Source organism: Nocardiopsis alba, assembly GCF_000710955.1.
GTDB classification, from domain to species: domain Bacteria; phylum Actinomycetota; class Actinomycetes; order Streptosporangiales; family Streptosporangiaceae; genus Nocardiopsis; species Nocardiopsis alba.
Genome location: NZ_BAZE01000016.1, coordinates 108687 through 128974 on the forward strand (window position 1 = coordinate 108687; position 20288 = coordinate 128974).

Here is a 20288-nt window from a genome sequence, read left to right on the forward strand (position 1 = left end):
ACCGGTCCTCCGGCCACCGCCCCGCTCGATACGGCGTTCCCTAATCCCTCGTCGTACCCAAGGACATGTAGTCGTACATCGAGTAGCCCGCGTGGTAGTAGACGTTGGTCAGGCTCGTGGGGCGGTAGAGGACGGTGCGTTCGAACACCGCCGGCAGGATGGCGGCCTCCTCCATCGCCCTCTCATCGATGCGCGAGTAGATGTCCGCCCGCTCGTCGGCGTCCGTGATGGCCACGACCTCGTCGAACCACGTGTTGATCTGTTCGTCGTCGATCTCCGAGACGTTGACGTTGCCCGCCTGCTGGATCGCGTCTCCGTCCAGGATCTTGCTCATGAACCCGTAGCCGCTGGCCCAGTCCGGGGCCCAGCCGTACACGGTGAGACCCAGGTCGTTGTCGTGCACGAAGTCCGGGGACCCGGCCTGCGTGTTGGTGTAGCTGTCGGACGGGTACTGCTTGATCTCCGTCTCGATGCCCACCCGGGCCAGGGCCTGCTGAAGCGCCTCGGCCGTGCCCACGTCGGAGGGCCGGTCGGCGCGGGCCCCGATCGCGGTGGAGAACCCGTCCGGGTGACCGCACTCCTCCAGCTTCTCGCGGGCCTTGTCGAGGTCGCCCTTGCCCTCCGGGGACGGGTACAGGTCCATCTCCGGGTCGGCCCCCGGAAGCGCGCTCGGCATGATCTGGCTGGCGACGTCGCCACCGGTGTCGCCGCCCCAGGCCCGCTGAAGGGCGTCCCGGTCCGCCGCGAAGAGGATCGCCTCTCGGCAGGCCTTGTCATCGAGGGGCTCGATGACGGTGTTGACGTTGACGTAGCGCAGGGTGTTGGTCTGCGGATTGTCGACGTTGTGGCGCTGCGCCTCATCGGTGATGAGGGTGCCCTTCATGGCCGGCCCCACCCCGGCCCCGCCCAGGTCGACGTCGAGTTCGCCGTTGACCAGCCGCTGGTCGATCTCGTTCTGGTCGACCCCCAACTGCACCTCGATCCGGTCCGGCAGCGCCTTGCGGGTCGGGTCGGTGGAGGCGTCCCACTCCTCGTTGCGCTCCAGGTTCAGGGAGACCCCCGGACGGTAGTCCCCGTCGAACTTGTACGGCCCGGAGGAGAGCACCCGGGTCTGGTACTGCTCGCCGCGGTCGACCTCGGCCGGCACCGGCGCGGTCTGCGGCTGGATGAGCACGTACGGGAACTCGGAGAAGCTCGTGTTCAGGTGGAAGACGAGGGTGTGGTCGTCGGGGGTCTCGATCCCGTCGAAACCGGCGAGCGGTTCGTCGTCCTCGGCGTAGGGGCCCTCGTACTCCTCGCTGTCGGCCAGCAGCTCCTGGAAGTACTTGGGGCCGTTGGGCAGGGCCTGGGAGCCGAAGTTGCTGCGCGCGATGGCGTACTTGACGTCCTCGGCGACGATCTCGGAGCCGTCCTCGTACTTGAGGCCCTTCTTGAGCTTGACGGTCCACTCGGTGGCGTCGTCGTTGCTCTCGGGCATCTCCTCGGCGAGGTCGGGCTGGAGTTCCACCCCCTCCTCGCCCGGGGCTCCGACGTAGGTGAGCAGGGTCCGCGCGTAGTAGCGGGAGAAGTTCCAGCTGTACGCGTAGTAGGTGTTACCGGGGTCGGGAGAGTCGAAGTCGGACGAGACGGCGTAGCGCAGGGTTCCGCCGGTCTGGTCCGAGGGGTTGACGACGGTGGTCTCCCCTTCGTTGAAGTCGGCGTCGGACTGCTCTCCCCCGCCCCCGCCACCACCGCCACAGGCGGCGAGGAGCAGGGCCAGGGCGGTGCCGACGGCGGCCGGAGCGGTCGCCCTGCGGGGTGCGCGGGACCGCCGGGGCGGTTTCCCGCGCGTGGAGTGATGGATGCTCACCTTGGCCTCCTGGTCGGATTCGCTGGGTGCGTACGGGCGGGGCACGGCCCGTCGGGCGGCCGATCCGGTCGATCGGCACGGGGCCGTCAGTCGGAGGAACGGGGGTCGAAGGCGTCGCGCAGACCATCGCCGAACAGGTTGAAGGCGAGGACGGTGACGAAGATGGCCAGACCCGGGATGATCACGAAGTGCGGCGAGGTGGTGTAGAAGCGCAGCGCGTTCTCCAACATTCCGCCCCAGGTCGCCATGGGCGGGTTGATGCCCACGCCCAGGAAGCTCAGCGCCGCCTCGAACAGGATGTTCGTGGGGATGAGCAGGGTGGAGTAGACGAGGATCGGGGTGATCAGATTGGGCAGGATCTCCCGGAAGACGATGTGGCCGCTGCTCGCCCCGAGGCTGCGGGAGGCCTCGACGAACTCGCGTTCCTTGAGAGTGAGGGTCTGTCCGCGCACGATGCGGCCGATGTAGGGCCAGTTGAAGAACCCGATGATGAACACCAGGACACCGATGCGCAGGTTGTTGCCGGACAGGCCGAAGGCCCCGTCGGGGATGACGCCGACCAGGGCGATGGCGAACAGCAGCAGCGGGAAGGCCAGGAAGATGTCCATGGTCCGGCTGATGATGGTGTCGACCCAGCCGCCGAAGTAGCCGGCGAGGATCCCCAGGACGGTGCCGATGACCACGCACACGAGGGTGGCGACCGTGGCGACCAGCAGTGAGGTGCGGGCGCCGTAGACGATGCGGCTGAACAGGTCGCGACCGTTGACCGGTTCCACGCCCAGGAGGTGCTGGGCGCTGATCCCGCCCCAGGGGTCCAGCCCCTTGGAGGGGTCGTCGGGGTCCTTGAGCACTCCCCCGGTGAGCGGGTCGACGAGCCCTTGGTCGAACTGGTTGGGCGGGTGGCCGAACCAGGCGGTGAGCAGAGGTGCGAAGACCGCCACGAGAATGAGCAGAAGGACGACGATCCCGCCGGCCATGCCCACCTTGTCCTTGCGAAAGCGCCTCCAGGCGATCTGGCGCAGGGACCTGCCCGCCGCGTTCCGGGCCCCCGCCGCCACGGCCTCCGGGTCGGCGTGCTGGGACGATTCGGGCACGTCCATCGGCGTGGTCATGTACCCCTTGCCCCGCTCTCTATGTGTGACTACATCACTACGCAGAGTTTGCACGAGGGGTGCGGGGGTTTCCAGCGCCCGCGCCGTTCGAGAACGGTCGGGGCCTCATATCGGAAGTGGTGGCACGAATCCGCGTGTCGTGCCCCGGGGCGGAGACCCGAGCCGGGAGGACCCGCCCACGCGTACGGCCGTCGAAGGGGCCTCCCCTCGACGGCCGTACGGTACCGTCAGCCGGCCACCAGGGCGCCGTCACGGGCGACGACGGTTCCGGCCCGCATCACGAGGCGGCGCGGCGGGACCTGGGCGACGGCCTGCGCCACCGTCCGGGCCTCGACCATCACCAGGTCGGCGGGCCCGCCCACGTGGAGACCGTGGTCCTCGACACCGAGCACACGGGCGGCGTTGGAGGTCACCGTGTCCAGCGCCAGCAGCAGTTCCTCATCGCTTCGGCCGGAGTTCCGATAGGCGATGAGCATGGCCCTGCGCAACATGTCCCCATCACCGAAGGGGCCCCACAGATCGTTGATGCCGTCCGTTCCCCCGGCCAGGAGCACGCCCTGCTCCGCGCACGCCCTCAGCGGCGGCACCGGGGAGTCGTAGACCGCCGCGTTCACGAGGGCCACCCCGGCCTCGGCGAACCGTTCGAGGAGCCGTGCCTGTGTGGGCGGGTGCGCGATCCCGAAGGCGTGGGAGATCGCCACCCTGCCGGCGAGCCCGTACTCCTCCGTCATACGCGCGATGAGCCCCATCTCCCAGGCACCGAGGGATCCACCGTCGTGGAGGTGGATGTCGATGGCGGTCCCCGTGGACGCGGCCAGGTCGAAGACGGCCTCGAGGTGGGCGTTGGGGGCGTCGTCGAACCCCGCGGGGTCGAGTCCTCCGATCACCGAGGCCCCGGCGTCCACGGCCTCGCGCAGGAGGTCGAGGGTGCCCGGGTTGGTGATGAGGCCGCCCTGGGGGAAGGCGACCTGCTGGATGTCGATCACGCCCTCGTAGTGGCGGGCGACCTCCGCGACGGCGGCGATCCCTCGCAGTCCGACCCCGGGGTCGACGTCGGTGTGCGTCCGAAGGTGGGTGGTGCCCGCCGCGATCATCGTCTCCACCAACGACGAGATGTACTCGTGCGCGGGCAGACCGTGGGAGTCCCGGTGGCGTCGCTCGTGGGCGACGCGTTCGGCGACGGTCTCGACCCTCGGCGCCGAGACCCACGGTCCGCCGTAGAGGGTCTTGTCGATGTGGGCGTGGGCGTTGATCAGCCCGGGCAGGACGACCCGGCCCGCCGCGTCGATGACCTCGAGCCCTTCGTGGGCCTCGGTCGGCCCTCCACCCGCGGAGGTCTCCTCGATCGCGGTGATCCGGCCGTCCTCGACGACGATGGTGGCCGGTTCGGCCCTGCGGGGCAGGACGGCGTTGATGACGCGCGGCATGTGGGTGCTTCCCCTCTCCCGGGGCTCAGTGGTGGATGAACAGTTCCGCGAGCGTGGCGGAGGCGACGATGGTGGTGGTGAACGTCAGCACGGCCGCGACGACGATCTTCCAGCTCAGCTGCATGAACGCCGTGCGGTCCCGGCCCATGGTCATACCGACGAGGGCGAGCTGGGGCAGACCGATCAGGAGGACGTCCAGGTCCTGGACGAGGTCGGCGATCACCCCGGCGACCGGCGAGATCGGCGTGGTCACGAGCGTGGCGAGGGCCAGGACCCAGACCGTGGCGGGGATGGCCTTGACCTTGCCGGCCAGGAAGATCGCGATGCCCGTCATCAGCAGCAGGACCGCCATGCCCGCGGCGTCGCGCGGGTGGAAGCCGCCGGTCCCCAGCCAGTTGAGGAGCAGACCGGCCGCACCGGCGAAGAGGTAGGCGGTGACGCCCGGACGCCACCCCTTGGGGATGTCGGGGTCCTGTGGACGTTCGACCTCCGCCCGCCCGGCCGCTTCCTCCTTCACCCTCACCGAGGCGTCCCCCTCGGGGACCCGCCCTCGGGCGACCAGGCGCGCCTCCTCGATCTCGGGGGCGGGGCGTCGGAAGACGCGGCACCAGAAGGAGTAGAGACGCCGGGCCGAGGGGAGGCCGATGAAGACGCCCGCGTAGAAGCCGACGATGTTGGTGACCAGGTTGGACAGGGCCGCGAGCGCGGCGATCTCGACCGCCTGGTCCGGGTAGAGCAGGGACAGCGCGCCGACGCCGCCGAGCATCATCGACGTGGATCCGACGCCCAGCGCCAGGGCCAGGGAGAGCGGGTGGTACCAGCCCGTGCCGCCGAGGACGCTCGTGATCAGGGAGATGAAGACGGCGCCGAACATCGACCCGAGGATCCAGACGCCGAACACGCCCCGGTACTCCGGCGAGGAGGTGCCGAACCTGTCGATGGCGTAGGCCAGGTAGGACTCGCGGTCGATCGCCCACGTGGCGCCGATCGCGGCCCGCCCCATGCCGAGCAGGACCGCGATGGGGAGCGCGAGGATGATCGTCCCGAAGAGCTGGCCCACCTCCTGCATCAGCAGGGCGGGGCCGACCTCCTCGACCATGCCGATCGACGGGCCGATCCCGGTGCCGAGCAGTGCGAGGAAGAGGACCATGCCGACCGGGATCAGGGCCTCGCCCGCGGAGCGGGTGCTCCCGCGCAGCGGCAGCCACCGTTGGAGGCCGACGACGGCGCCCATCAGGACCACCCAGACCAGGGGGAACAGCACGATCGCGGCGGGCCCGACGCGGAACTTGTGCTCTCCGACCAGGACGGCCAGGGCGCTGACGAGCACGCTCACCCCGATGGCGACGACCCAGTCGCCACGGCCTACCGATCCGCGGTTCGACACGTTCTCGTGTTTCTCCGCCTGCTGTCTTCTTGCCCGCATCTGGGATACCAATCGGTGAGCCGCTGAATATTCGAGGAGCCTATGGTTGGCGCAAAACCGCTGTCAAGAGCGGTGTAACTCGAAATTCGGCCCCTTTGATACACGACCCCAAGAGGCCTCAGAAGGCCCGTGGTATACAAGCTTCATGGATCAGGTCATCAGAGCAAGGTACGTACTGGCGCATTCCGAGGGCTCCCACGTCTGGTTGGAGGACGGCTACGTGGCGCACTCCGACGGGGTCGTCACCGAAGTGGGGACCGGCACCCCGAATTCGACCGCCCCCGTCCTGGACCTGGGGAACACGGTCCTGACCCCCGGCCTGATCGACCTGGACGCCCTGGTCGACATCGACCACCTCATCCTCGACGCCCACCACGAGCCCGCGCACGCCCGCGAACTGGTCGGTTCCGTCGACTACTGGAGCGACCGTCCGCGCGACATCCTGACCCCCGAACAGCGCGACGTCCTGCGCCGGTTCGGGCTCGCGCAGCTCGCCCTGCACGGGGTCACCACCTACATGCCGATCGCCTCGGAGATCCACCTCGGGTGGAACGAGTCCGCCGACGAGCTGCGTCACCTGGCCGACCTGACCCGGGAATGGGGCCTGCGCGGCTACCTGGGCCCCTCGTACAGGTCCGCGGTCGGCGCCGTCGCCGACGGTGAACGCACCTTCGTCGAGAACGCCGAGCTCGGCGAGGCCGGTCTGGACGAGGCCCTGCGCTTCGCGGACGAGCTCGCCGAACAGGACGACGATCTGGTCCGACCGGTCCTCCTCCCCTGCCGGATCGAGACGCTCACGCCCCGTCTCATGGAGCGCACGGCCGAGGAGGCCGGACGCCGCGATCTGCTCGTCCGTCTGCACTCTCTCCAGCAGCCGTGGGAGCGCGAGGTGATCATCCGGCGCCACGGCATGACCCCGCTGGACCTGATCGAGCGGACCGGACTCCTCAACGACCGGCTGCTCGTCCCCCACGCCCTGTGGACCGACCGGAACTCGAAGCTGACCGGGCCGGAGGGCGTCGACATCACCCGCCTGTCCGTCGCGGGCGTGAGCGTGATCCACTGCCCCCTGACCACCTTCCGGTACGGGGACATGTTGGAGACCTTCAACGAGTTCCGGGACGCCGGTGTCACGATGGCGCTCGGCACCGACTCCTTCCCGCCCGACCTGGTACGCGGCATGGACGTGGGCCTTCACGCCTCACGTCTGCTGTACGGCCCGGGCGCCGTCGACCTCGGCGGCTACATGGAGGCCGCGACACTGGGCGGGGCGGCCGCGCTCAAGCGCCCCGACCTGGGACGGTTGGAGGCCGGCGCGAGCGCGGACATGACCGCCTTCTCCCTGGACGACTTCCGTAACGGCGTCGTGGAGGACCCCCTGCGCACCCTGGTGCTCAACGGGACCGCCAGGAACGTCACCCACACCTTCGTGGCCGGACGCCCGGTGGTCCGGGACGGGGGGATCCCCGGCGTGGACCTGTCCGAGCTCCGGGAACAGGCACAGAAGGTGTTCGACCTCCTCCGTCACGGTTACAGTGAGCGGGACGGTCGCGGCCGCCCGGTCGAGGACCTCTTCCCCCCGTCGTTCCCGGTCCGCGGAGCCTGATCCCGGACCTCCGGCACCGGCCGGGGTGAATCGAGCGCACACGGCGGGAGCGGTCTCATGACACGGACATCGGGTGGGTCGGCCCCTCTGACCCGGGCCACCGAGGCCGCCATCCGCGAGGGGATCATCTCCGGCCGGTACGCACCGGGGGCACGGCTGCGCGAACGCGAGCTCTCGGAGGAACTGGGCGTGTCCCGGCTCCCGGTGCGCGAGGCGCTGCGCAACCTCAGGCACGACGGTTTCATCATGACCAGCGCGCACAAGGGCGCGACCGTGCGCACGATGTCCGCCGACGACGTCGACGAGCTCTTCGACCTGCGTACCCGGCTGGAGCCCTTCGCCGCCGAGCGGGCCGCCCGCCGATACGCCGAGGGGGACGTGCACGAAGGTCTGACGGCGGCCATGGAGGCCACCGCCGAGGCCACGGAGTCGGGTTCGTTGGAGCACATCATGACCGCCAACGCCGACTTCCACGCCAGTGTCGTGGAGGCGGCCGGTCATGGTCTCCTGTCGGAGCTGATGGCACCGATCCTGTCCCGTTCCCGATGGCTGTTCGCCATGACGGCCTTCCGGGACCCCCACCTGGAATTCCAGGCGCACCACGAGATCTACCACGCGATCAGCCACGGGAACGATCGACTGGCGAGGCTGACCATGGCCGCGCACATCGAGGCCGGGCGCGGCCCCTCACTGCTCGCCGTCGGCGCCGACGCCGCGGTCGACGACGGCCGTGCCGCTCCCCCGCCCCGGGAGCCCGGCACCGGCTGATCGGGCGTCAGCGCCCCCGCAGGGCGCGATAGCGCCGCACCAGGGCCGCGGTGGAGGGGTCCAGCGAGGAGACGTCGGCCCCCTCCGTCAGCGCGAGTTCGAGCCTCTTGGCCAGGACCTTGCCGAGCTGGACGCCCCACTGGTCGAAGGAGTTGATGTTCCACACCGCGCCCTGGACGAACACCTTGTGCTCGTACAGGGCGACGAGCTGCCCGAGCGTGGACGGGTCGAGCCGCTCGGCCAGGATCGTGGTGGTGGGCCGGTTGCCCGGGAAGGTGCGGTGCGGCACGAGATCGGGACGGACCCCCTCGGCGGCGACCTCGGCCTCCGTACGTCCGAAGGCCAGGGCCTGCCCCTGGGCGAGCATGTTGGCCGTCAACAGGTCGTGCTGGGCGCTCAGCCCCTCCATCAGGTCGGGAGAGGGTTCGGCGAACCCGATGAGGTCGGCCGGGACGAAGCGGGTCCCCTGGTGCAGGAGCTGGAAGTAGGCGTGCTGCCCGTTCGTGCCCGGGGTACCCCACACCACCGGGCCGGTCCTCCAGGCGACCGGGCGGCCGTCGCGCTGCGTCGACTTGCCGTTGGACTCCATGTCGAGCTGTTGCAGGTAGGCCGGGAACCGGGCCATGTGGTGGCTGTAGGGCAGGACGGCGTGGGTCTGGGCGTCGAAGTGACCGCCGTACCAGACCCCGAGCAGCCCGAGCAGGAACGGCAGGTTGCGTTCGGCCGGCGCGGTGGCGAAGTGGGTGTCCATCAGATGGAAGCCCGCGAGCATCTCCCGGAAACGCTCGGGACCCAACGCCACCATGAGGGACAGCCCGATCGCCGAGTCGTAGGAGTAGCGACCGCCCACCCAGTCCCAGAACTCGAACATATTGGCGGTGTCGATACCGAAGGCCTCGACCTCGTCGGCGTTGGTGGAGACCGCCACGAAGTGACGGGAGATCGCCTCGGGCCCCGCCTCCAGTCCGGACAGCAGCCAGTTCCTCGCCGCCGTGGCGTTGGTGATGGTCTCGACGGTGGTGAAGGTCTTGGAGGCCACCACGAACAGGGTGCGTTCGGGGTCGGCGTCGATGAGCGCCTCGTTCAGATCGCTGCCGTCGACGTTGGAGACGAAACGGAACTCCAGCCCCCGGTCGGTATAGGGCCGCAGCGCCTCGTAGGCCATGGCCGGCCCCAGGTCGGAACCGCCGATGCCGATGTTGACCACGCGGGTCACCGTCTTGCCGGTGTGCCCCGTCCAGGTGCGCGAACGCACCCGCTCGGCGAACCCGGCCATCTTCTCCAGGACCCGGTGCACCTCCGGGACCACGTCGTGGCCGTCGGTGCGCACGACCGTCCCTCGTGGGGCGCGCAGGGCGGTGTGCAGGACGGCCCGGTCCTCGGTGAGGTTGATGTGGTCGCCGCGCAGCATGGCGTCGCGCAGTCGGGCGACCCCCGTGACCGAGGCCAGGCGGTTCAACAGGCGCAGGGTCTCGTCGGTGACGAGGTTCTTGGAGTAGTCGACGTGCAGGGAGCCCACGTCGAGCGTGTACCGCTCGGCCCGCCCCGGGTCGTCCGCGAACAGTCCACGCAGGTGGGTGGCGCCGAGCCGGTCCCGATGCTCACGGAGCCGGATCCATTCCTCCCTGCGGTCCAGTGGGACGCCGCCGGGGGTGTCGGCGCTGTCCTCGGTGCGAGGAAGGGGTGTGCTGGCGGACATCCGTTCGCTCCTCGTGCTCCATGGCCCGGATCGGGGCGCGGGATCGAGAGGACGACCCCGACCTCGCTCCCGGCGATTGCGACTACGGCCCCTACCCTCCCACGAAAGCCGTCAACCATGGGCCCTTCCACGCACGTCGGAGAGCCGGACGACGCTGCGTTCACTCTCCTCCGACGCGGAGTGTTCACGCAGGAGGGCGACCTCCGCGCGCAGGGCCCGCAGTTCGGCGAGGATCTGGCGTTGCGCGCCGTCATCTCCGCCACTACCGTCACCCGGTCCGCCCCCGTCGCCGTCGGGGCCGCCGTCGGCCTCCCCGCCCTTCCCTCCGCCACCGGCCTCGCGCTCCTCGTGTCCGGCCTTGTCGAGCGCCTCCACCGCCACGGCGATGAAGAGGTTCAGCGCGATCAGGGTGGAGACGAGGACGAAGACCACGAAGAAGATCCACGCCAACGGCTGACCCTTCATGACCTCCTGGGCGATGGTGCCCCAGCCGTCGGCGGTGAAGATCTGGAAGAGGGTGAACAGCGAGGTCCACAGGTCGCCGAAGTACTTCGGGGCGATCTCGGCGAACAGCTTGGTGGACATCACGGCCGAGACGTAGAGCAGCAGGGCCACCAGGACCATGATCGAGGCCATGCCGGGCAGCGCCCTGAAGAGCCCGGCCACCACGTGACGCAGGGTCGGTATGACCGACAACAGCCGGAGGACGCGCAAGACCCTCAGGACGCGCAGGACGGCGAAGGGCCCGGAGGCGGGCATCAACGCGATCCCGACGATGACCATGTCGAACCAGCTCCAGGGATCCCTGAAGAAGTCCTTCCGGTGGGCGTACATCCTCAGCCCCAACTCCAGGACGAACAGGGCGAGGATCGCTCTGTCGACCCTGGTCAACAGTTCACCGTGCTCGTCCATGACCCGTTTGGAGGTCTCGAAGCCGAGAAGGACGGCGTTGACCAGGATGACGAGGATGACACCGGCCTGGAACCAGGGGGCGTCGACCGTGGCTCGAACACGTTCGCGCATGGTCACTGGGTGGAGAACTCCGTACTCGTGATCGTCGGACAGCGACGAAGAAGCCTACTCCGTGGGCGTCGTGCCCCGTTTCGTCCTCGTCGCCCTGGATCCACATCGCACTGGCGTCCGCCGCTCCGACCAGGCATGATCGAAAGAGGAAGCCGAGGCGAGGGGGTCGCCGGTGACGGAATCCGCAGACGAGAGCACAGAGATCGACGAGGACGCCGCGGACATCGAGGACGTCGACGCCGCGATGGACGTGGGCGCCCCTGACCAGGACACCGCGGTGGCGGAGTACCTGGAGGAACATCCAGAGGACTACCGCATCGAGGAGATCGAGGACCATGGGGCACTCGGTATAGATGCGGAAGTGGACCGGGAGGTTCCCGAACCGGACCCCGACACCGGGGAGGACGCCCCGCCGAAGGCCGGCAGGGAGGAACTGTCCCGGCTCCTCGACGCCGAGAGATACGCCGAGCGGGTGGACCGCCGCTGGAGGGGTGAGCTCAGGCCCGGGTTCAGTCCCCGTCGGGGACGTGGGCCTCCAGCCAGCGCTCCACCCTCAACACGTGCGCGGCCGCGGTGGCGCGCGCGGCCTCGGGGTCGCGTTCCCTCAGGGCCCTGAGGATCCTTCGATGGTCCTCGTGCAGGTCGTGGGAGATCCCCTCGGCGTCGTGGCCGGCCCAGACCCTCTCGTTGAGGGTGGGCGAGGAGAGCCCGGCGTGCACGGCGGAGAGGGTGGCGTTGCCCGCGCAGGCCACGATCTCCCGGTGGAACCCCAGGTCGAAGGTGCCGGAATCGCCGGGCGAGGTGACCGGGTCCGCGTCCTCCAGCCGGTCGAGGAGGGCGCCGATGCGTTCGAGGTCCTCGTCGGTGGCCCGGGCCGCGGCGATCGCGGTGGCGTCGGGTTCGATCATGCGTCGGACCCGTAGGACCTCCAGAAGGGTCCGGTCCGGGGAGACCTCCGCCAGCACACCGAAGGCCTCCAGGAGGTCCTTCGGGCGCAGCGCGGTGACGTAGACGCCGGCTCCGTGCCTGACCTCCAGCACACCCAGGGTGGTGAGGGTGCGGATGGCCTCGCGGACCGAACCGCGGGAGACCCCCAGACGGGCGGAGAGGTCGCGCTCGGTGGGCAGGCGCTGTTCTGGTCCTACCTCTCCCTCGGAGATCATCGCTTTGATCTGCTCGACCGTCCTCTGTGCCACCGGCGTACGTGCGCCGTCACCCACATTCATCTCCAGCTTTTTCCGTGAACCGGGAGGGATTCCTCCCACCTGGACACTCTACCCTCCCTTGCCCACCCGCCCTTGCTTGAGGCAAAGTGGTCGGACCAATGGGCGTGCCTTTCGGAATCCCCAAGGACGGCGCGTCGGGCGGCCCCGTTCCCGGACGGTCCCAGATCATCGGGTGGGACCGGTCCGCGTCGACCGGGACACGAAGGAGGCACATGCGGATCGCGCTGTTCATCACCTGTGTCAACGACACACTCTTCCCCGATACCGGCCGGGCCGTCGTGCGGCTCCTGGAACGCCTGGGCCACGAGGTGGTCTTCCCCACCGACCAGACCTGCTGCGGCCAGATGCACTACAACACCGGCTACCGGCGCCCCGCCGCCCGGCTCGCGGTGCGCTTCGCCCGGACCTTCGAGAACGCGGACGCGGTCGTGGTCCCCTCGGCCTCCTGCGCCGCCATGATCCGGGACAACTATCCGAGACTGAGCCGGAGCGGAAGCCGCCTGGCCCGTCGGATGGACTCCCTCGCACCGCGCGTGTACGACCTCACCGAGTTCCTCGTGGACGTGCTGGAGGTGACCGACGTGGGCGCCTACTACCCGCACAAGGTCGTCTACCACCCCACCTGCCACGGCCTGCGGTTCCTGGGCCTGGGCGACCGCCCCTACCGGCTCCTGCGCGCCGTGCGCGGCCTGGAGCTGCTCGAACTGCCCGAGGCCACCGAATGCTGCGGTTTCGGCGGCACGTTCTCGGTCAAGAACGGCGACGTCTCCTCGGCCATGGGCTTCGACAAGGCCCGACACGTGGTGGAGACCGGGGCCGAGGTGCTGTGCGCGGTGGACAACTCCTGCCTGATGCACATCGGCGGCACGCTGTCCCGACAGCGTTCGGGCCTGCGCACCGCCCACATCGCCGAGATCCTGGCCTCCACGGAGAAGGAGTACGCACGGACATGAGCGCCACGTTCCTGGGCATGCCCCCCTTTCCCGAGGCCGCGAAGCGGGCCGTCGAGGACTCGCGGACCCGGCACAACCTGCACAAGGCCACCCACACCATCCGCGCCAAGAGGACCAGGGTCGTCGACGAGCTGGGCGACGACTGGCAGCGGCTGCGCGCCGAGGGCGAGCGGATCAAGACCCACACCCTGCGCCATCTGGACCACTACCTGGAACGATTGGAGGAGTCGGTCCAACGCGCGGGCGGCACGGTGCACTGGGCCTCCGACGCCGCCGAGGCCAACGAGATCATCACCCGGCTGATCCGCCGGACCGGTGAGACCGAGGTGGTCAAGGTCAAGTCGATGGCCACCCAGGAGATCGAGCTCAACAACGCCCTGGAGGCGGCTGGGATCACCGCCTATGAGACCGACCTGGCCGAGCTGATCGTCCAGTTGGGCGAGGATCTGCCCTCGCACATCCTGGTCCCCGCCATCCACCTGGGACGCGCCCAGATCCGGGAGATCTTCCTCCAGAGGATGGGCGAATGGGGTCGCCCCGCTCCCCCGGATCTGACCGACGACCCGCACGCCCTGGCCGAGGCCTCCCGCGTCCACCTGCGCGAACTGTTCCTGAGGTCCAAGGTGGCCGTCTCCGGCGCGAACTTCGCGGTGGCCGATTCGGGCACCCTGCTGGTACTGGAGTCCGAGGGCAACGGTCGCATGTGCCTGACCCTGCCGGAGACCCTCATCTCGGTGGTGGGCATCGAGAAGATCGTGCCCACATGGTCCGACCTCGAAGTGTTCATGCAGCTGTTGCCGCGCTCGTCCACCGGGGAGAGGATGAACCCCTACACCTCGACCTGGACCGGGGTGACCCCGGGCGACGGACCCCAGGACTTCCACCTGGTGCTGTTGGACAACGGACGCACCGACGTGCTCGCCGACACCGTCGGACGCCAGGCGCTGCGCTGCATCCGCTGCTCGGCCTGTCTGAACATCTGCCCCGTGTACGAGCGGGTCGGCGGACACGCCTACGGCTCGGTCTACCCGGGGCCGATCGGCGCGATCCTCACGCCCCAGCTCCAGGGGATGTCCTCGAAGGTCGACGAGGCCCTGCCCTACGCCTCCTCGTTGTGCGGCGCCTGCTACGAGGTGTGCCCGGTGGCCATCGACATCCCCGAGGTCCTGGTGCACCTGCGCGAGAAGGTGGCCGAGTCCAAGGGACATGTGAGCGAGAAGGCGCTGATGGCCGGGGCCGAGGCCGTGTTCGGCTCCGCGACGGCGTTGGACACGGTCCAGCGCGCGGCCGGGCTCGCGCGCGGGGTCGTGCCACGCCATCTGCCCGGCCCGGCGGGAAAATGGACCGATACGCGCGACCTCCCGGACGTGCCCGCGCGCTCCTTCCGTCAGTGGTGGAACGAACGAGAGGACGGCCGATGACGAACGGCTCCCGTGAACGCGTACTCGCCCGGGTACGGGCGGCGCTGGCCGACGTCCCCGCCGACGAGCCGGTGGAGCGTCGCCCTTCGGAGCGTCCCTACGCCGAGAGCCACGACGCCGGCCCGACGCTGGACGTGCTGGTGGAGCGGCTGGTCGACTACAACGCCCTGGTGCGCCGGGTGGCCCCGGACCGGGTCGCCGACGAGGTGGCCGCCGCGCTGGAGCGGCGCGGGGCCCGCCGGATCCTGGTGCCGGCGGGGCTGCCCGAGGAGTGGCTGTCCCGGACCTCGGTGGAACGGGTCGTCGACTCCCCCGAGGATCCGCGCGACGTGGCCGAGCTGGACTCCGCCGACGGCGTGGTCACCGCCTGCACGGTGGCGGTCGCCGAGACCGGCACGATCGTGCTGGACGGCGGACCGGACCAAGGACGTCGGGCTCTGAGCCTGGTCCCCGACCACCACCTGTGCGTGGTCCGCGCCGACCAGGTCGTGGACGCCGTCCCCCAGGCCGTGCGGCGGCTGGATCCACTCCGCCCCCTGACCTGGGTGAGCGGGCCCTCGGCCACCGTCGACATCGAGATGATCCGGGTGGCCGGCGTCCACGGGCCCCGCACCCTGGAGGTCGTGCTACTGGATCCCGACGCCTGAGGTCGGACCCCTCGTGGTGGTGCGCGCCGTACCCCCAGGGGTGCGGCGCGCCCGCCCTCCGTCGACGGGTCCGCCCCCTCGCGGACCTCGACGCCGGTTCCCTAGCGTTTCGAGGGAGCCGAGACCGCGACGAGGACGAGAGACGGTACCCCCATGCGCGACCATCGCCGCCCACGAACGACCGCGATCCCGATCGGGGCCCTGGCCCTGACCCTGACCCTGACCACCGCCGGTACGGCGGCGGCCGACCCGCTCGAACCGGGCGACGAACGCCCCGCCCCTCCCCCGCCGTCCCTGCCCGCCCCCACCGGCGACCTGGCCGTGGGCACCACCACCCTGCACCTGGTGGACGACACCCGGGAGGACCCCTGGCTCGGCGGCGACCGCGAACTGATGGTGACCCTCTGGTACCCGACACCGGAGGACACCGGTGAGCGGGCCCCTTATATGACCCGCGCCGAGGCCGAGGCCTCCCTGGCGGCGTTGGGGATCGAGGGCCTCCCCCCGGAGACGCTCACGGACGTGGGCACCCACGCGGTCCCGGAGGCGCCTCCGGTCACGGTCGACGGCGGACTGCCGTTGGTCCTGTACTCCCCCGGTTCCGGGGTCTCCCGTGTCTGGGCGACCGGGCTCGCCGAAGAACTCGCCTCCCAGGGTTTCGCGGTGGCCGGGATCGACCACCGGAACGAGGCCTCCCCGGTGGAGTTCCCCGACGGGCTGGTCGAGGAGTGCGCCGGCTGTCTGTCGCAGGAGTGGGAATCGGGCGCCCTCACCCGGTCCGCCGACGTCTCCTTCCTCCTCGATTCCTTCGAGAGGGGCGCGGCCCGGGAGTGGGCCCCGATCCTGGACACCGACCGGGTGGGGATGATCGGCCACTCCTGGGGCGGGGCGGCGGTCGCCCAGAGCCTGCTCGACGAGGAGCGCGTCGCGGCCGGCCTGAACCTCGACGGCCCCTACTACACCGCCCAGTTGGAAGGGGAGATCGACCGTCCGCTGGCCCTGCTCGCCAACGACCAGGGACGCCCCTGGGAAGGCTGGGACGAGCGCTGGGCCGGGCAGACCGGATGGCGCCAGTGGATCCGGATCACCGACTCGGGCCACTCCAACGTCCTGGACAAGGGCGTGTTCATGGACGAACTCGGCCTGCGCGACCTGCTCACCCCCGAGCAGTGGCGGGCCCAGTTCGGCGATCTGGACCCGGCCCGAGGGGTCTCCCTCATCCGTGAGTACTCCACCGCGCTCTTCGCCCACCACCTGCGCGGAGAGGAGCGTCCCCTCCTGGAGGATCCGGAGGCCGTCCATCCCGAACTGGTCGTGGTCGCCTCCGGGACCCCTGCCCCCTGAGGGGCCCGCCCCGGCCGGTAGGATGGTCCGTCGGCTCCGAACCACCCTTCGACCAGGGAGAGAACCACCGTGGGCAGGAAAAGCCGCCGGCGCGGCGACGCTCGAACGAGCGTGGAATGGGACGGCCCCGCTCCCTCGGACACCCCCGTGGAGGTGACCGCCCAGGCGGTCGACGCCCTGGTGCGCGGGCAGGAGGGCAGCGGCGTCGATCTGGCCGTGGCGCGCCTGGCCGACGTGGAGGACCCCCACTGGGCCGGGGCGGCGGCGCGCTCGCTCTTCGACACCCTGCTGTTCGGGATCGCCGACGCCTGGGCGCGCGGCTGGCAGCCCGCCGAGACCGTTCGCCACGTACGACGTGAGGCCGGCCCCCTGGCCGCGTCCGTCTGCGCCGACGTCGTCGCAGCGGACCTGGAACGCCACTCCGCGGCCACGGTCGACCCCCGCTGGAACGAACAGGTGCGCGCTCTGGACGTGGACCCGCCCCGGGGTTCGGGCGAGGCGCTCTTGGAGCACCTGGGATCCGAACACGGGCTGATGCGTTTCGAGGTCGTCGAGGTGGTGCTGCGACTGCTGGCCCTGCTGCGCACCCTGCCCCCGATGCGCCGCCTGGGGCCGCCCCCGGGGAACTTCCGTCCCGGGGCGCGCCCCTCGATCCCGGTCGACCAGGGGCGGCTGCAACGGGTACGCGCTCTGCTCGCCAAGGCCGAGTCCACGGAGTTCCCGCAGGAGGCCGAGGCCCTGACCGCGCGGGCCCAGGAGATGATGGCCCGGCACAGCATCGACCTGGCCCTGGTGGAGGCCGACCCCGAGGAGCCCGAGGCCACCTCGGCCCGCAGGCTTCCGGTGGACTCCCCCTACGACGAGCATCGGGCCGTGCTGCTCAACGAGATCGCCGAGGCCAACCACTGTCGGGCGATCTGGCACCGTGAGCTGGGTCTGAGCACCGTGATGGGCTTCCCCGGCGACGTGGAGGCGGTGGACCTGCTGTACACGTCGCTCCTGATCCAGGCGGAGACGGCGATGCGGGTGAGCGGTTCGGCGCGCGACCGTTCCGGCCGTGGGGCGAGGAAGGACTTCCGGTCCTCGTTCATGTCGGCCTTCGCGGTACGGGTGGGCGAACGCCTCTCCGAGACGGCGCGGGCCGCCGAGAAGGCGGTCGGCACCGAGACCGGCACCGACCTGGTCCCCGTGTTCGCCGAACGGGAGCGCGCGGTGGAGGCCGCGGTGAACGAGGTGTTCGGCGCGTTGACCACCTCCCGTGTGCGCGGGCCCGCCGACGCGGAGGGCTGGTACGAGGGGCGTGCCGCGGCCGACTCCGCCTCCCTCGGTACCCGGGCCCACCTGGTCTGAGCGGGGTCGGGGGCGGAAAATCGGTGGCCGACCTCCGTCCGCGACCGATAGAAACCGACCATGCTGTACAAATACCCCCGCACGAGGCACATCGGCGGATCGCGTCTCCAGGTCGGCGACCACGACCTGGACGCGGTGCCCTTCTCCACTCTGACCGGCCGGCACCTGGTGGTCGAGGAGAAGCTCGACGGGGCCAACGCAGGGCTGTCCTTCGACTCCGACGGAAGGCCGCGGCTCCAGAGCAGGGGGCACTTCCTGACCGGCGGCCCCCGGGAACGACAGTTCGGTCCCTTGAAGGCCTGGGCCGCGACGGTCGCGCCACTGTTGTGGCCCCGGCTGGGCACGCGCTACGTGATGTACGGGGAGTGGCTGTACGCCAAGCACACCGTGTTCTACGACGCCCTGCCGCACTACTTCTGCGAGTTCGACGTGCTGGACACCCGGGAGGGCGTGTTCCTGTCGACCCCGCGTCGGCGGGAGCTCCTGTCGGGCACCCCGGTGGTCTCGGTGCCGGTCCTCCACACCGGCCCCCTGGCCGGTCTGGACGACCTGACCGCGCTGGTGGGCCGGTCGGCGTACCGGACCCGGCGATGGCGCGACGCCCTGGCCGCGTCCGCGCGGGCCGGCGGCGCCGACCCGGAACGGACCCTGGCCGAGACCGACGCCTCGGACCTGATGGAGGGCCTGTACGTTAAGGTCGAGGAGGGCGACCTCACGGTCGACCGCTACAAGTGGGTGCGTTCGGAGTTCACCACCGCCGTCCTGGACTCGGGGAGCCACTGGCTGGACCGCCCCGTCGTCGCCAACGGACTCGCCGACCCGGAGGTGCTCTATGCGGAGGTTCGCTGAACTGTGCCCCGCTCCCCCGCTCTGGAGGACGGACTGGGCCGCGATACGCGAGGCCTTCCCCTGGGTACGCGCCCTGGCGGGGGTGGAGCAGGACCCGGTCCACCACGCCGAGGGGGACGTGGAGACCCACACCCGCATGGCCTGCGAGGCCCTGGCCGATCTGGCGGAGTGGCGGGCCCGCCCCGAGGAGGAGAGGGTCCTGCTGTTCGCCGCGACGCTCCTGCACGACGTGGCCAAGCCGCTGTGCACCCGTAAGGACGCCGAGGGTCGGGTGACCGCGCACGGACACTCGCGGCGGGGCGACCTGATGGTCCGCCGGATCCTGTGGGAGTCCGGCGCCCCGATCGCCCGGCGCGAGCACGTGGCCGCCCTGGTGCGCCACCACCAGCTCCCGTTCTGGGCCCTGGAACGCCCCGACCTGCGAGAGCTCGCCTTCAGGGTGAGCCTGTCAGCGCGCAACGACGACCTGGTCCTGCTGGCCACCGCCGACATCCTCGGGCGCCGTTGCGGTGACGTCGCCGAGGTCCTGGACAACGTCGGACTGTACGCCGAGTACTGCGCCGAACAGCGCTGTCTGGACCGCCCCCGCGACTTCCCCTCCGACCACGCCCGATTCCGGTTCTTCCGCAGGCCCGACCGCGATCCGGACCACGCGGCCTACGACGACACCAGGGCGACCGTGACGATGATGTCGGGGCTGCCCGGTGCCGGCAAGGACCACTGGATCCGGACCCGTCTGCCCGACCCGCCGGTCGTGAGCCTGGACGCCCTGCGCGCGGAACTGGGGATCGCCCCGACGGCGGACCAGCGACCGGTGGCGGCGGCCGCCTTCGAGCGGGCCCGCGCCCATCTGCGCGCGGGTCGCTCCTTCGTCTGGAACGCCACGAACGTCTCTCGGGACCTGCGCGGTCGGGTGATCGGTCTGGCCGCCGACTACCGGGCCCGGGTGGAGATCGTGTCCCTGGAGGCCCCGCCCGAGGTCCTGCGCGCCAGGATGGCCCGCCGCGAGGCGCCGGTGCCCCCGTCGGTGGTCGAGCGACTGATCCGCCGCTGGGAGTGTCCCGACCCCACCGAGGCGCATCGCCTCCTCTTGGAGACGACCGCCTGACGTCGTGGCTCAGCCCGGGTTCGGCGTGGTCTCGGGGGCCGACCCCGCCATGAGCCACCGGGTGACGGCGACCTCCAACAGGGAGCGCCGCGGATCGGGGCCGTAGGGCGTGCGAGGGTCCCAGTCGTAACGGCCGTGGAAGGCGGCGATCACCTCCTCGGGGAAGTCCTCGCGTACCCGGGCCCGCCCTTGGGCGACGACGGGGGCGTCACCGTCCTCCAAGGCCAGGCTCACCCTCGGGTCGCGCAGGACGTTGCGGACCTTGACCGAACGGGTGGAGGCCCCGATCCACCAGCGCTCCCCGAGGTGGACGAACCAGACGGGGACCACATGGGGCGATCCGTCGGCGCGCGAGGTGCACAGCCAGACGTTACGGTCCTCGGCCAGGCGGTCGCGTATGTGCTCGGGGGCGGGGAGCGAGCCCGGGTTCCGGTGGTCGTTCACGTCTCTCCTTCGTCGTTCCGTTCGACGAGGAGACTA

At 70.5% G+C, this 20288-nt stretch carries 17 protein-coding genes and 1 pseudogene; 10 read left to right on the forward strand and 8 right to left on the reverse strand.

Annotated features, from left to right (window positions below):
- Positions 1 to 40: 40 nt before the first annotated feature.
- From TR33_RS24070 to TR33_RS24085, 4 genes are all read right to left on the reverse strand, one after another.
- The gene (locus tag TR33_RS24070) at positions 41 to 1849 is read right to left on the reverse strand and encodes an ABC transporter substrate-binding protein (protein WP_042285710.1); all 1809 of its coding nucleotides are present in this window, start codon (positions 1847 to 1849) and stop codon (positions 41 to 43) included.
- A gap of 86 nt (positions 1850 to 1935) precedes the next feature.
- Complete coding sequence (locus TR33_RS24075) at positions 1936 to 2961, reverse strand: ABC transporter permease (RefSeq protein WP_017535764.1); 1026 nt, start codon at positions 2959 to 2961, stop codon at positions 1936 to 1938.
- A gap of 227 nt (positions 2962 to 3188) precedes the next feature.
- The gene (locus TR33_RS24080; protein WP_014910599.1) at positions 3189 to 4388 is read right to left on the reverse strand and encodes an amidohydrolase; all 1200 of its coding nucleotides are present in this window, start codon (positions 4386 to 4388) and stop codon (positions 3189 to 3191) included.
- A gap of 25 nt (positions 4389 to 4413) precedes the next feature.
- Positions 4414 to 5775 carry a DUF3100 domain-containing protein gene (locus TR33_RS24085; RefSeq protein WP_042285693.1) on the reverse strand — a complete coding sequence of 454 codons (1362 nt, stop codon included), beginning with the start codon at positions 5773 to 5775 and terminating at the stop codon, positions 4414 to 4416.
- Positions 5776 to 5959: 184 nt separating this feature from the next.
- On the opposite strand from TR33_RS24085, the gene TR33_RS24090 reads away from it, so the two are divergent.
- Together TR33_RS24090 and TR33_RS24095 are read left to right on the forward strand one after the other, a co-directional pair.
- Positions 5960 to 7420, forward strand: a complete 1461-nt coding sequence (locus tag TR33_RS24090) for a chlorohydrolase family protein (protein ID WP_042285695.1) — start codon at positions 5960 to 5962, stop codon at positions 7418 to 7420.
- Between the two features lie 57 nt (positions 7421 to 7477).
- Positions 7478 to 8188 (forward strand): GntR family transcriptional regulator, encoded by a 711-nt coding sequence (locus tag TR33_RS24095; RefSeq protein WP_014908724.1) that lies wholly within the window; start codon positions 7478 to 7480, stop codon positions 8186 to 8188.
- Positions 8189 to 8195: 7 nt separating this feature from the next.
- On the opposite strand, the gene pgi is transcribed toward TR33_RS24095, so the two are convergent.
- Both pgi and TR33_RS24105 read right to left on the reverse strand, forming a co-directional pair.
- Positions 8196 to 9887 (reverse strand): glucose-6-phosphate isomerase, encoded by a 1692-nt coding sequence (gene pgi, locus TR33_RS24100; RefSeq protein WP_042285696.1) that lies wholly within the window; start codon positions 9885 to 9887, stop codon positions 8196 to 8198.
- A 111-nt stretch (positions 9888 to 9998) separates the two neighbouring features.
- On the reverse strand, positions 9999 to 10910 hold the full coding sequence (locus tag TR33_RS24105; RefSeq protein WP_394297008.1) for an ion transporter: 912 nt from the start codon (positions 10908 to 10910) through the stop codon (positions 9999 to 10001).
- 172 nt (positions 10911 to 11082) lie between these two features.
- Here TR33_RS24105 and TR33_RS27330 point away from each other — a divergent pair.
- Positions 11083 to 11403: pseudogene (locus TR33_RS27330) on the forward strand (hypothetical protein); the annotation flags it as partial.
- A 16-nt stretch (positions 11404 to 11419) separates the two neighbouring features.
- Here TR33_RS27330 and TR33_RS24115 read toward each other — a convergent pair.
- Positions 11420 to 12136: a FadR/GntR family transcriptional regulator gene (locus tag TR33_RS24115; protein WP_017535759.1), complete on the reverse strand. Its 717-nt coding sequence runs from the start codon at positions 12134 to 12136 to the stop codon at positions 11420 to 11422.
- Positions 12137 to 12348: 212 nt separating this feature from the next.
- Here TR33_RS24115 and TR33_RS24120 point away from each other — a divergent pair, with 212 nt between their 5' ends.
- The 7 genes from TR33_RS24120 (at position 12349) to TR33_RS24150 (ending at position 19808) form a co-directional block, all read left to right on the forward strand.
- Positions 12349 to 13089, forward strand: a complete 741-nt coding sequence (locus TR33_RS24120) for a (Fe-S)-binding protein (RefSeq protein ID WP_014911722.1) — start codon at positions 12349 to 12351, stop codon at positions 13087 to 13089.
- Complete coding sequence (locus TR33_RS24125) at positions 13086 to 14510, forward strand: lactate utilization protein B (protein ID WP_042285701.1); 1425 nt, start codon at positions 13086 to 13088, stop codon at positions 14508 to 14510. The genes TR33_RS24120 and TR33_RS24125 overlap by 4 nt, the downstream gene beginning before the upstream one ends.
- Positions 14507 to 15157, forward strand: a complete 651-nt coding sequence (locus TR33_RS24130; RefSeq protein WP_042285703.1) for a LutC/YkgG family protein — start codon at positions 14507 to 14509, stop codon at positions 15155 to 15157. Before TR33_RS24125 ends, TR33_RS24130 begins: the two co-directional genes overlap by 4 nt.
- 153 nt (positions 15158 to 15310) lie before the next feature.
- Positions 15311 to 16501 (forward strand): alpha/beta hydrolase family protein, encoded by a 1191-nt coding sequence (locus TR33_RS24135; RefSeq protein WP_042285704.1) that lies wholly within the window; start codon positions 15311 to 15313, stop codon positions 16499 to 16501.
- A gap of 69 nt (positions 16502 to 16570) precedes the next feature.
- The gene (locus tag TR33_RS24140; protein ID WP_026125220.1) at positions 16571 to 17851 is read left to right on the forward strand and encodes a DUF2786 domain-containing protein; all 1281 of its coding nucleotides are present in this window, start codon (positions 16571 to 16573) and stop codon (positions 17849 to 17851) included.
- A gap of 60 nt (positions 17852 to 17911) precedes the next feature.
- Entirely contained in the window at positions 17912 to 18700 is a 789-nt protein-coding gene (locus TR33_RS24145) for an RNA ligase family protein (protein ID WP_017535754.1), read from the forward strand.
- Positions 18684 to 19808, forward strand: a complete 1125-nt coding sequence (locus TR33_RS24150) for an AAA family ATPase (RefSeq protein WP_017535753.1) — start codon at positions 18684 to 18686, stop codon at positions 19806 to 19808. Before TR33_RS24145 ends, TR33_RS24150 begins: the two co-directional genes overlap by 17 nt.
- Before the next feature lie 9 nt (positions 19809 to 19817).
- Here TR33_RS24150 and TR33_RS24155 read toward each other — a convergent pair whose 3' ends face one another.
- A complete protein-coding gene (locus TR33_RS24155; protein ID WP_017535752.1) occupies positions 19818 to 20252 on the reverse strand; it encodes a pyridoxamine 5'-phosphate oxidase family protein in 435 nt (144 codons plus the stop codon).
- Between the last annotated feature and the right edge of the window lie 36 nt (positions 20253 to 20288).

Bases quoted from the DNA above. Each gene is read 5' to 3' on its own strand.
- TR33_RS24145 (WP_017535754.1), top strand. From the start codon at position 17,912: ATGCTGTACAAATACCCCCGCACGAGGCACATCGGCGGATCGCGTCTC.
- TR33_RS24115 (WP_017535759.1), bottom strand. From the start codon at position 12,136: ATGAATGTGGGTGACGGCGCACGTACGCCGGTGGCACAGAGGACGGTC.
- TR33_RS24090 (WP_042285695.1), top strand. From the start codon at position 5,960: ATGGATCAGGTCATCAGAGCAAGGTACGTACTGGCGCATTCCGAGGGC.
- TR33_RS24125 (WP_042285701.1), top strand. From the start codon at position 13,086: ATGAGCGCCACGTTCCTGGGCATGCCCCCCTTTCCCGAGGCCGCGAAG.
- TR33_RS24080 (WP_014910599.1), bottom strand. From the start codon at position 4,388: ATGCCGCGCGTCATCAACGCCGTCCTGCCCCGCAGGGCCGAACCGGCC.
- TR33_RS24075 (WP_017535764.1), bottom strand. From the start codon at position 2,961: ATGACCACGCCGATGGACGTGCCCGAATCGTCCCAGCACGCCGACCCG.
- TR33_RS24105 (WP_394297008.1), bottom strand. From the start codon at position 10,910: ATGCGCGAACGTGTTCGAGCCACGGTCGACGCCCCCTGGTTCCAGGCC.
- pgi (WP_042285696.1), bottom strand. From the start codon at position 9,887: ATGTCCGCCAGCACACCCCTTCCTCGCACCGAGGACAGCGCCGACACC.
- TR33_RS24095 (WP_014908724.1), top strand. From the start codon at position 7,478: ATGACACGGACATCGGGTGGGTCGGCCCCTCTGACCCGGGCCACCGAG.
- TR33_RS24135 (WP_042285704.1), top strand. From the start codon at position 15,311: ATGCGCGACCATCGCCGCCCACGAACGACCGCGATCCCGATCGGGGCC.
- TR33_RS24150 (WP_017535753.1), top strand. From the start codon at position 18,684: ATGCGGAGGTTCGCTGAACTGTGCCCCGCTCCCCCGCTCTGGAGGACG.
- TR33_RS24120 (WP_014911722.1), top strand. From the start codon at position 12,349: ATGCGGATCGCGCTGTTCATCACCTGTGTCAACGACACACTCTTCCCC.
- TR33_RS24130 (WP_042285703.1), top strand. From the start codon at position 14,507: ATGACGAACGGCTCCCGTGAACGCGTACTCGCCCGGGTACGGGCGGCG.